Source organism: Filomicrobium sp., assembly GCF_025698805.1.
Lineage (GTDB): Bacteria > Pseudomonadota > Alphaproteobacteria > Rhizobiales > Hyphomicrobiaceae > Filomicrobium > Filomicrobium insigne.
In genome coordinates this window covers 241,431-252,905 of sequence record NZ_JAILWT010000006.1, presented here as the reverse complement: position 1 = coordinate 252,905, position 11,475 = coordinate 241,431, and the positions used below count along the sequence as shown (strand labels likewise).

At 56.0% G+C, this 11,475-nt stretch carries 11 protein-coding genes and 1 tRNA gene; 2 read left to right on the top strand and 10 right to left on the bottom strand.

All coding sequences use genetic code 11. From position 1 onward, the window contains the following. Together K5845_RS16295 and K5845_RS16290 are read right to left on the bottom strand one after the other, a co-directional pair. Positions 1-365 (bottom strand): flagellin N-terminal helical domain-containing protein (locus K5845_RS16295; protein ID WP_502814144.1); only part of this gene is annotated, 365 nt, incomplete at its 3' end. A gap of 304 nt (positions 366-669) precedes the next feature. Continuing rightward, positions 670-1,347, bottom strand: coding sequence for a hypothetical protein (locus tag K5845_RS16290; RefSeq protein WP_139165378.1), 678 nt, complete (start codon positions 1,345-1,347; stop codon positions 670-672). A gap of 371 nt (positions 1,348-1,718) precedes the next feature. Between K5845_RS16290 and K5845_RS16285 the strand changes: the two genes are divergently transcribed. Beyond that, positions 1,719-2,819, top strand: coding sequence for an AI-2E family transporter (locus tag K5845_RS16285; RefSeq protein WP_287959485.1), 1,101 nt, complete (start codon positions 1,719-1,721; stop codon positions 2,817-2,819). A gap of 22 nt (positions 2,820-2,841) precedes the next feature. Here K5845_RS16285 and K5845_RS16280 read toward each other — a convergent pair whose 3' ends face one another. The 5 genes from K5845_RS16280 to K5845_RS16260 form a co-directional block, all read right to left on the bottom strand. Beyond that, positions 2,842-3,255 carry a cupin domain-containing protein gene (locus K5845_RS16280; RefSeq protein ID WP_046478481.1) on the bottom strand — a complete coding sequence of 138 codons (414 nt, stop codon included), beginning with the start codon at positions 3,253-3,255 and terminating at the stop codon, positions 2,842-2,844. A gap of 280 nt (positions 3,256-3,535) precedes the next feature. Continuing rightward, complete coding sequence (locus tag K5845_RS16275; protein WP_287959484.1) at positions 3,536-4,159, bottom strand: LysE family translocator; 624 nt, start codon at positions 4,157-4,159, stop codon at positions 3,536-3,538. A gap of 62 nt (positions 4,160-4,221) precedes the next feature. Beyond that, positions 4,222-4,297, bottom strand: a tRNA-Lys gene (locus K5845_RS16270). A gap of 138 nt (positions 4,298-4,435) precedes the next feature. Further along, positions 4,436-5,461: a rod shape-determining protein gene (locus tag K5845_RS16265; RefSeq protein ID WP_090230152.1), complete on the bottom strand. Its 1,026-nt coding sequence runs from the start codon at positions 5,459-5,461 to the stop codon at positions 4,436-4,438. A 200-nt stretch (positions 5,462-5,661) separates the two neighbouring features. Further along, the gene (locus K5845_RS16260) at positions 5,662-7,230 is read right to left on the bottom strand and encodes a 2-isopropylmalate synthase (protein WP_046478464.1); all 1,569 of its coding nucleotides are present in this window, start codon (positions 7,228-7,230) and stop codon (positions 5,662-5,664) included. A gap of 407 nt (positions 7,231-7,637) precedes the next feature. Here K5845_RS16260 and K5845_RS16255 point away from each other — a divergent pair, with 407 nt between their 5' ends. Further along, positions 7,638-8,471 (top strand): EamA family transporter, encoded by an 834-nt coding sequence (locus tag K5845_RS16255; RefSeq protein WP_090230145.1) that lies wholly within the window; start codon positions 7,638-7,640, stop codon positions 8,469-8,471. A gap of 27 nt (positions 8,472-8,498) precedes the next feature. Here the strand turns inward: K5845_RS16255 and K5845_RS16250 are convergent, their stop codons facing one another. From K5845_RS16250 to K5845_RS16240, 3 genes are all read right to left on the bottom strand, one after another. Further along, positions 8,499-9,413, bottom strand: coding sequence for a PhzF family phenazine biosynthesis protein (locus K5845_RS16250; protein WP_046478462.1), 915 nt, complete (start codon positions 9,411-9,413; stop codon positions 8,499-8,501). Positions 9,414-9,546: 133 nt separating this feature from the next. Next, positions 9,547-10,314: an NUDIX hydrolase gene (locus K5845_RS16245; protein ID WP_139165377.1), complete on the bottom strand. Its 768-nt coding sequence runs from the start codon at positions 10,312-10,314 to the stop codon at positions 9,547-9,549. A gap of 874 nt (positions 10,315-11,188) precedes the next feature. Then, entirely contained in the window at positions 11,189-11,455 is a 267-nt protein-coding gene (locus tag K5845_RS16240; protein ID WP_046478461.1) for a hypothetical protein, read from the bottom strand. Positions 11,456-11,475: the final 20 nt, after the last annotated feature.

The following is an 11,475-nucleotide window of genomic DNA, read 5'->3' as shown; positions in this document are numbered from 1 at the left end:
ATCGACCGGAGCTGGTTCTGCAGCTCATCGATTTCCGTCTGGATCTTCGCGCGATCAGCACCTGGCTGACGGGCAAGAACCAGCTTCTTCTGCAGGTCCGTCATGACGTCGATGGATTTTTCCATGGCGACATAAGCGACGTCGACCGTCGCTGCGCCAAGACCGAGCGCGTCGGAGACAGCTGACAGCGACTTGTTGTCGGAACGCATGGTGGTGGCCATGGACCAGTATGCAGCGTTGTCAGAAGCTTGGCCAACGCGAAAGCCTGTCGAGATGCGCGACTGCGTCTCGATCATGCTCTTGTTGGTCTGATTGAGGGATTGCAGAGCGGTCATTGCCGCGAAGTTGGTATTGATGCTGTTCATTTACTTACTGCCCCTAAAACTCGAGAGGAAAAAACGACTGGGACATACCGGCTTTCACGGCATAGTGGAGCGGCATCATACCTTTGAGGACATTTAATCATCTCCCCAATCCACCATGATGCTTTGGTTAAACGAGAGCCTTTAACGGGCAGTAAAGATCATTATGAACGCGCGACGAATCCCATCAAAAAACGAGACGGCGACGAAAACAGTAAAGCGCGCGGAAACACGCAACACTTTCGCATATTGTATGAACCCGAGCGGTTTAAACTTTTAAATAACTGATCGCAAATCGTTGCGAAGTCTAATTCCCCGACGAGATAGGACGGTAATCTGCAGCCCACATTGCCATTGTCCCGGCACCGGAAAAATTCCGGTAGTCGAGTTGATCAATCTGCATCTCGAACTCGAGCGGGTTGGTCTTTGGCTCAAGAAAACGATACGACGACGTTGTCGCCGTATTGAGAACCAACCGAAAAGAATAGGTGCCAGCCTCTAGATCCAGAATGCGCGCCACCCGTTCGCCCGAGCGCGGAAAAAACTGCAGCGCTTGCGAAGACGAACCCTTGCCTTCCAGGGAGACAGGTGCAAAAGGCTGAAACGGTTGAGTTCCCCAGGTTCCCGTTCGCGCGGCATAAAAACGCTTAACCTCATTCCGCCGAGGGTTCGTCACTTCGAGATCTATTGAAAGGACGGTTCCGGTTCGCGCCCCGTCGTTTAGGACCGTCAACGGCAGCACAAAAACTTCAAACGGACTGTCGGGAGAATCTGGATCCGTATATTCGATCCGGGGCGGGACATACACGCTCAGTTCGGGCGAACGCAGCACGGATTCATAAAAACTATAACCGGAAAAGGCCAACGCGAACGCTGAAATCAGCGTTGCCCATAACCCTCCATCACTCAAACGTCCCCGTGTCGCCTGCTCGAGTGAATCCTCCTGCGCGCGGTGCGCCGTACGCCTACCACCCTTCCATACCACTTCAAAAATCCCCCAACAAAAACTGGTGCCCCAGCACCCATCACCGGCCATCCGTGTCCGGCTGGAAAACCGCTGCCAGCTGAACACGACGGAAAAAGGGCCAGTACAAAAAAATTGACATCAGCCTGGGTTGAAACAAGCAAATCGAGCAAGGCCCTAATCAAGCATGGAACCTTGGCCGATTAAATCGGTTCCCCTACGGAACGGCTGTTCGAGCCGGTCAAGCCAACGCACCAAGTCACTCGCTTCTGACGCGCTTAGTTCGTGTTCGGCAGACACGTTCTCACCTAAAACCCGATTGAGCTGTTACGTAAGAACCTCGCCGCACATCGTTATAGCAATGAAAGACATTCTCGAAAGTCCGATACCACATGACACGAAATAATCACGACTCAGCCATGGGCACCGCCCGCTGGGCTCTGATCGTGTTTTCTGTTGGCGCACTGGTCGTAGCGGCAGCTCTCGCTCTTTGGCAGATCCGTGCAGCTCTCCTTCTTGCTTTCGCATCGGTCGTATTTGCAGTCGTACTGTTGGCGATAGCTCACCCGATTGAAAAATTCACATCTCTTAGCCGCCGATGGTCGGTACCGATAAGCGGCTTGGTGCTTCTCACATTTATCGGACTTTTCTCCGTCTTGATCGGTACGCAACTGTACAATCAATTCGGGGAATTACGACAGAAGCTGCCCGCCGCATTAGAACAAGTCGAAGAGCGGCTCGGCGTAAAGGCCGAACAACTTCTTCCCAATGAGGGCGGATCGACGAACGCCGCCTCCCGCCCAAGTGGGCTAAGAAACGGAATCCCTGATGTGATGGGGGCGGTCCGTTCCGTAACCGACAAGATAATGTCCGCCGGAAGCCTTCTCCTCAACGGATTGGTCAGCTTGGCTTTGGTAATTGTCGGAGGCGTGTTTTTAGCTTTCGATCCCACAACATATCGGCGCGGTATCGTGCTGCTAGTCCCCAAGGATCGCCAAAGTCAGGCAGATTCGGCGTTGCGTGAATGCGGACGCGTCCTGCAGCTTTGGCTGCGCGCACAGCTTATTTCGATGGGGCTCGTCGGGCTATTGTCAGGGGTGGGGGCCTGGGCAATCGGACTCCCCGCCCCGCTAGCTGTTGGCTTTTTTGCCGGACTGACGGAATTCATCCCAATCGTTGGTCCCTGGATTGGCGCCGTCCCGGCACTTCTCATCGCCTTAAGCGTCAGTTGGGAAATGGCGGTTTGGACTGCGGTTCTGTTTCTTGCCGTTCAGCAACTCGAGTCCTTCATCATCACACCGCTGGTTCAACAGCAGGTCGCGAACATCCCGCCTTTTGTGGTCCTCTTTGGCATACTTGCCCTCGGCCTGCTATTTGGCCCCGTCGGCGTTCTCGTCGCCGGCCCTCTCGGTCTCATCGCGTATTTCTTAGTCACAGAGCTTTACGTGAAAGACACTTTGAACAACACGCCGAAGTCAGACAGCTCCGAGTGAACATCGGCAAATGATGCGCATCTCAAAATTTTGGCAACAGCGCATCAAGATGCGGTGTCATGATGATGTCGTCCTGATCATCTCCGGAAGAGTGGACAACGATCCAAGTGCACGGCGCGCCACTGTCGTTGACGGGAGCGTGCGGAACATCCCGCGGCATAAACATTTGCTCGCCCTGCACCATCTCCACGCGATGTTCAAATTGATCGCCGTAATAGACGGAACAGCGCCCTTCCAACAGATACGCGATCGTATCTATGTCTTTGTGATAATGCGCCTTGGCCTTCGCACCTGGCGGCATGGGAAGCACATTCATACAAACACTCGTCTCACCCACCGTGCCCCGCGACACGCCAGCCTGATAGGTAAAACCTTGCTGACCGACATATGTTTGGCCAGGACGAATGATTTTTGCGCGGTCAGCTGCGGACACCATGTTTCAACTCCCTTACGCGAAAAACCACAAAGTCGGGACATTCGGGTCGGACAACGCAGCGCAATGGATATTGGCTACATAGTATTAGAACTGATGAATTGGACCCAGCCCCAGCCAATTTCCTAAGCTACGGCGAGTCAATCGGCTGCAGCCAGCCGATTGACGCTCCCAGCGCATCCTAGTCGTGCGCCTCGGCCCCGCTATCGCTTTCGTTTCCCTTTGAGGTAGCGGGGCCACCCAAATCAATTATTTTCGCAAACCGTTCCCGGGGCGGTGGATCCTAAGCGGCCTTGCGGTAACCCGCGGCCATAATCCCGGCACCCACCAAGAGCCCACCCCCCATGCGATTGACTGTCCGCTTTACTGTAGGGCTTCGTAAGGTTGTGCGAGCAGACGCTGCCAACAGCGCAAACAAAGCAGCGTTCAACGCAGCCAACGTGACAAACGTAGCCTCCATAATCAGCAACTGCGGGAGGAAAGGATCGCTCGCAACGATGAAGTGCGGGACAAACGCCACAAAGAAAACAATGCTCTTCGGATTGAGCGCTGTCACCGTATAGGAGTGGATGAACATCCGGCCAAGACTGATCTTCGGCGCCTCAACCTCCTCTGACACATAAACCGGAGAACGCCACAGCTTGATGCCGAGATAAATGAGGTACAGCCCACCGACCCAGCGTAAAATGGTGAAGAGCGTGGCGGACGTGGCCAGCATCACACCAAGGCCTAGCATCGAAGCCGTCATGGCCGTGAGATCGCCAAGAGCAACACCTGCCACAATCGCAGCCGCCGGCTTTCGCCCATGCGTGAGAGCGTAGGTAACGACGAGCAGCACTGTCGGTCCTGGAATCGCAAGCATAAGCGCTGAAGCCGCCGAAAAAGCCAGCCAGTTCTCCAACAACATGCCTTCGCGTCTCCCGCAAAGCTAAAGGCCCAAACTTTTCCGAGGTTTTGAAAAAAGCGCTTTGGTAGACCGGGGGAGGTTCGAACTCCCGACAATCCGATTAAGAGTCGGATGCTCTACCAACTGAGCTACCGGTCCACACCAAATGAAAGCGGGGCCTTCAGGCCCCCGTCGGCGCTTGTTAGCACCGAGAGAAATCGCTGTCCAGACGCTTTGAATGTCCATGCGAAGTGCTGGATATAGGCGACCCGCAGCCCTTCGGCAAGTATAAATACACTAGGGTGTTAGCAGTAAATGGCTACGGTCACCCAAGTGCTCCATGACCTTTGCAGCACCACGAATAACGCAGTGCATCGGGTTATCGGGACGGAAGAATTCAACGCCCACGCGCGCCTCAAGCTCTTGATCAAGCCCATCGAGTAGCGAGCCACCGCCTGTAAGGCAAATACCACGGCTACAGATATCTGCTGAAACTTCCGGGGGGAGGTCCTCGAGGGACCTCTGAATAAACTCTGCAATAAGCTCGATAGGTCCATCGAGCGCTTCCGCAATGTCCGCCGGGCCCAACACGATGCTCTTCGCGCGCCCCTGCCTCAGATCGCGGCCACGAATGTGGATGTCGAGATCACGGCCGTCGCTACTCACAAGGGCCGACCCAGCTTCAATCTTGATCCGCTCGGCATTCAACTCTCCGATCAGCAGCTGATGCTGTCGGCGAACGTAGCGGATAATTGCCTCATCCATGGCATTACCAGCACATCTGAGAGACCGCGCCTGCAACACGCCCCCAAGCGAAAGTACACCGATGTCTGTCGTCCCGCCGCCGATGTCGATGACCATCGAACCGATAGGCTCATCAACGGGCATCCCCGCACCGATGGCGGCCGCCACGGGCTCATCCAAGAGATAGACTCTGCGCGACCCTGCCGACAACGCTGATTCATAAACGGCGCGCCGTTCGACAGGCGTGGCACCGGCAGGAACGCACACGAGAATGCGCGGCCGGCGAAACCCGAGCATCGTCTTCGTGCGCTTGATGAACTGACGTAGCATTTCTTCAGTCGCGACGAAATCGGCGATGACGCCATCGCGCAACGGCCGGATTACCTCAATATTCTCTGGCGCCCGCCCAGGCGTGCCCTTGGCCTTGAGCCCGACGGCCAAAACCTCGCGCCGCCCACCACTATTGCTGACCGCAACCGCCGAGGGTTCATCCAGGATGATGCCGCGCCCGATCACGTGCACGAGCGTGTTCACTGTGCCGAGATCGATTGCGATGTCATCGGAAAAGACACTCGCCACGCGTTCCGCCTCGTTGATCTAAAATCTATAAAAACGCACATCACCGCGAATGCCGGCACATGCGAGCAAGAGTGCACCCAATAGGACACATAGCTGAACAGCGAACGGTTCGGGATACGACGCGCCGTAACCCGAACCACTACTCGCGAATCTCAATGCAGCAATTTACACTGATTGCAGCCTAACGAACAGGCTGCGGCTTAGCCGAGCGCTTGCGCACGCGCCGTTTTTTCTCGCGTCAATTTCAGCTTGTTTACAGCCGCCACATAGGCGCGGGCCGACGCAACCAATGTATCGGTGTCCGCACCACGTCCCGTGACGGTGCGGCCATCTTCTTCCAATCGCACAGATACTTCCGCCTGAGCGTCCGTACCCTGCGTGACCGCATGCACCTGGTAGAGCTGCAGCGAACCCTGATGCGGCATGATCTCCTTAATGGCATTGAAAGTTGCATCGACAGGACCATTGCCGATTGATTGAACGGTGCGATGCTCGCCTTCCACGTCCAGCGTCAAAGTCGCCGTCTGTGGGCCCATCGTGCCCGCAATCACAGTCAAAGCCACCACCTTCGTCCGATCGTGCATGTGCGCGATTTCTTCATCGACCAACGCTTCGATGTCTTCGTCGTACACATGCTTCTTACGGTCGGCCAACGCCTTGAACCGGGTGAACGCATCCTCGAACTGGTTGTCACCCAGTTCGTATCCCAATTCCTTCAATTTCGAGCGGAAAGCGTTGCGGCCGGAGTGCTTGCCCATGACAAGAGATGTCTTGGACACCCCAACCGATTCAGGCGTCATGATCTCATACGTTTGCGTATGCTTCAGCATGCCGTCCTGATGGATACCGCTTTCATGCGCAAACGCATTACGGCCAACGATCGCCTTGTTGTACTGCACCGGGAAATTGGTGACCGCTGACACAAGCCGCGACGCACGCGACAACCACGTCGTATCGATATTCGTGTGATAGGGGAGAACGTCGGCGCGCGTCTGAATGGCCATAACGACCTCTTCAAGCGCCGCGTTACCCGCACGTTCACCGATGCCGTTGATCGTGCATTCGACTTGCCGCGCACCGCCCGCCACGCCAGCCAAAGAGTTCGCGACCGCCAAGCCCAAGTCGTTATGGCAGTGCACGGAAAACACAGCCTTATCGGAATTAGGTACGCGCTCGCGGACCGCGAGGAACATGTCACGATATTCCTGCGGCGTCGCATAACCGACCGTGTCGGGCAGATTGATCGTTGTAGCACCCGCAGCGATCGCGGCATCGACACATCGGCACAAATACTCGATCGGCGTGCGGGTCGCATCCATCGCCGACCATTCAACGTCCTCGACGAGGTTGCGCGCCTGAGTAACGGTCGCAGTGATGATTTCGAGGACTTCGTCCTGTGACTTGCGCATCTGGTGCGCCAAGTGGATGGGGGACGTCGAAACAAAAGTATGGATACGACCGCGGCGCGCACCCTTCACCGCTTGCCCGCAGCGATCGATATCCGCCGGAATAGCGCGCGCCAAGCCAGCGATCACTGCGTTTTTGGCGCGGTTTGCAACCGTGGCGACAGCCTCGAAATCACCTTCTGAAGCTATCGGAAACCCAGCTTCGATGATGTCGACGCCCATGATGTCGAGCAATTCGGCAACCTCGAGCTTTTCTTCGAAGGTCATCGTAGCGCCGGGGCACTGCTCGCCGTCACGCAAAGTTGTATCAAAAATTACGACGCGATCGGCATCGCTTTGAGCTGATTGGCTATCGTTGGTCATCTGATTTCATGTCTCTCGTCTCTGGCCGGCCCGACATTATGCGTCAGCCTGCACAAGATTGTTGCCTGGCTTCGATCAATTCGATCACCCCTGAGCACTGATCCCACATTAGCCATTGGCCGGGACCCGTTAAGGCTCAGGGGCTGCTAAGCAGCAGGTCTAGAGCGAGCGCACACGTCCGCGGATCCCGCCACGCCAAAATGGCGTGCGAACGGTCACATTCAGCGATTGTCCAATGCATCGGCATTGAGATCAGCGCTCCCGCGTCCCGATTTCGGGAAGGATTCCAACTCTCCCCGCAATAAGGCAAAGCAATTAACAAAATGCAAGAGGAAGTCTCATAGTAAACGAGATTTCTTCCGTCAGCACATGATAGATAGTACGCGGGAATCCAATGGAACAGGGTGATGTCAGCAACGGTTTTTGTAGTCGTCCTGTTCGCAGCAGCACTCCATGCCACCTGGAACGCCATCGTTAAAGGCACCGAGGACACACTTCTAACAACGGCTATGGTAACCGGCTCGGCGGCCTTTTTAGCTGCTCTCGCGCTCCCTTTTGTCACCCAACCCGCCCCGGAAAGCTGGTCATTTATCGCCGTCTCCGTCGCTGTACATATCGCTTATTTCGCTCTGGTCGCTTGGGCCTACCACTTCGCCGACATGAGCCAGGCCTATCCCTTGATGAGAGGCACCGCGCCGCTGCTTGTTGCCCTGACGAGTGGCTACTGGATCGGAGAACACCTCTCGCTCGCCGGTTGGATCGGCGTTTCAACGATCTGCCTGGGGATCTTAAGTCTGGCCTTCGGAAGCCGAGGAACAAATACCCGTGGTATAGCGCTCGCGATGCTCAATGCCCTAGTCATAGCGGGCTACACACTGTTGGATGGGATCGGCGCGCGCCTATCCGGCGCGCCCTTAGCCTACAACATGTGGATGTTTCTGCTCACCGGCTTCCTCTTCGCACTCTGGGCGCTTGTGGCAAAACGCAAAAAATTCACCCGCTATGTTGCGCGCCATTGGCACCTGGGCCTCATTGGCGGCTTTGGGACACTCGCATCATATGGATTGGTGCTCTGGGCCATGACCCTTGCCCCCGTCGCCATCATCGCCGCGCTACGGGAAACCTCAATCCTGTTTGGAACAGCCATCGCCGGGATAACCCTCAGCGAGCGCATCACCCTCGGCCGGGTCGCCGCAGTGAGTGCCGTCGCCTGCGGAGCAATGGTTTTACGTTTGACGTAGGCCTAAGGCCGACAAAGCGGGATCAATTCAAACTTCAATCTGGCCAGAGATAACACGAACAGCGTGCCCCCCAATCCGGACGACGCTGAGCTTGCCGCCTTTCACCACGAGGTTCATCACGATCCGACTGGGCCGGTTCATTTCAAAGCCCTGCTCCAATACGCGTTTGTGAGTTCCGTCAGGCAAACCATCAAACGCCGTAATAACCCCCGCTAGGCAGATCGCCGCGGATCCTGTTGCTGGGTCTTCTGGCACACCTGCCGCAGGGGCAAACATACGCGTATGGAACGCAGCCGTCGTATGCACGCATTGGCGCGTATAGAGGTATGCACCAGCAAGCCCCTGCTCTTCGAACGCCGCGGACCAATGCAAGGTATTCACGTAAGCCTTTTCCATCGCCTCAAGCGACGCGACCGGAATGCAGGCAAACGCGTTTCCCGCCGCAAAGCAGCGGGGGCGATGATTTTCAAATCCGATCTCACTGGGAATGAGACCAAGCCCCGCCGCCAACTTTTCGAGGGGCGGCAACACCCCCGCATCTTGCGGAAGCTTAGGAGCTTCAAATTCAGCGAACGTCGCTTCGCCCGCCTTATGCCGAACGCCAACGCGAACTGTCCCGATCGGCAATTCGAGAGTCACAATAGCATCGCCACAGCCGTTTGCACCGGCGAGCTCCTTGAGATCCGCAAGCAAGATCGCCGTGCCAATGGTCGGATGCCCTGCGAATTGCAACTCCTGCCCCGGTGTGAAGATGCGCACACGTGCCGTATGAGCTGGGTTCTGAGCCGCCGTTACAAAGACGGTTTCCGACAGATTGATTTCACGCGCAATGGCGTGCATCGTCGGCGCATCGAGCCTATCCGCGCCAAGCACAACGCCTAAGGGATTTCCACCGAAGCGCTTATCAGTGAAAACATCGATCGTGTGAAATTCCAGCGACATCCGTATCGAGGGCTCCGGGTAGCTACTAACGTTGGCTTAGTTCCGGCCCCTGGTCCGGAAATCGCGCGGACTTTGCCTTATTCGGTCGCGATTTTAAAGGCATATACGACGAATAGGCCGACCTATAGCGGCATTAGTCACCGGGCGCGGAAAAGACTGCCGGTAGCAGCATCTGCACATAGTCTGCCATAGCGCTCGACGACATGAGATCCCTCTCGCTCACCGCAACAATATCCTCAAGCTCGGGATCGTCCTGCGTCGCGATCCTGTTTAACATCGTGCGCCGCAACGCATCCGCTGGAAGCGCGGAACAGTATTCAACCGCAATCGAAATCTTGGCGCCGAAGACCGTCACATAATACCCCGGGCGACGTCGAAGTTCCTCGGCATTAAGACCGGTTTCCTCCACCAGCTCGCGAGCTATGCTCTCATCAATACTGACAGAACCATCCTCCCGAACATCACGCGGATCGATGAACCCGCCAGGAAGATAAGCCAATCCAGAATTGATGTTGCCCGCCCCTTGCCGGCCCAGCAGAACAGCCCCATCAGCCGACCTGATCAGCGCAGCGCCAAAACCGTCAAAGACACCCGCCTCGGGAAATCCGCTCTCGCGCCAGAACAGATAAGACTTGAAATCCGTCTGGATGAGCTCAGCGAAAAACGTGCCGCTCTCGATGCGCGGCGATTGCATTACGAGAATACCGCCATTGAAGAAGTCGGGATTTTCAGCTTTTCGGCGCCCCCAGTGCGCGGAAATTTCCGCCTCTCTGTTCGTCGCAAAGTCCCACGAACACCTCTCAAGACATAAGCAACAATTGCGAACGCGCAGAACCTCACGCGTCGCGCCAAACGGCACTTTGCCAATCAAACTGCGCCCCTCGAAAAGAATACAAGACACGATAAGCCGTGCCCTCTGATGCCTGAATTGGCCGATGGGCAACACACTCACATCAGAATCACAAAAACACAGCACACCGCATTGACCGGTCGGCCCTCGCGCCCGAAATTGGCCCAGTGAATTCGTCAATTTCGAGTATAAAAATTCGGCAAAAGTGTTTTTGTGAACATTGTTTCAGAACATTTCAAAGATCTTACTGCACGTCACTTTTTTATCACGATTGAAACAATTTTCCGCCGCCGGTGAAGCTTGAAATCCTTAACCAAGCGGACGCTGACAGGGGGTTCTTGACGCGCCGCTAGAGAAGGCCTGAAGCAATGCTGCGCTTCCGGGATTCTTTTCAGGGGGTTTTTGGGACAATCACACCCAACATCACTGAATTTGCAAGATAGCCGTTCGGCCCCTTGGCACACCTGTGCCCGAGCCGGACCGCAGTTTCCGATGTTTGTGCTGTCGAGATAGACGGCGCGCGAGCGCGCGCCGCATCAAGGCCCGATCACGCCGGGCTCGAGTGGAGACCTTACCGGGGAACCGCTCGTATGACAGGAGATGAAGGTCCCCGCTTCTTCGTCGCCTGTTAGGATGCTCGTCCGCCCAAGTCGCGACTGCGACAACGGGCGGACGAGTAGCTGCTGGAAGGCTCGTGCTGCTGCACCGCCACACACCTCCCTCCCCGACGCGGTGGCGCGAGTCTTCCGGTAGCACCCTAATAATCAGAATGCGTCCCACTCAGACTTTGTGCCAATTCTCATCAGCACATAAGCAGACGACCGTTACATCACAGCAGCGAAGGCAGCCAACAAAGTCCGCTGGCGCGTTTCCCACTATATAGGGAAAACGCGCCATGTAAGACTCTAGAGATATCGCAGGATGGTTAGAGGCATCCGGTGAAGGTCGTGCCGCACTTCACGTATTGAATTTCATCCCAAGCACAGCACGGAACCGACTTATCGCAGACCCAAACGGTCTTTTCGCCGTTCGGGAACTTATATTTACAGACTTTTTCGTCTTTGCCGGCAGAGCGCGTCGGGCTTGGCCACGACTTCATCGACCGAGCCTCGCCTTCAGCACCCATTACCGCCGAAGTCGGCATAAGAGCCATAAACACGGCGGCAGCAACAACAGCAGACACCACGCGCATGAAATCACACTCCTTCAAGG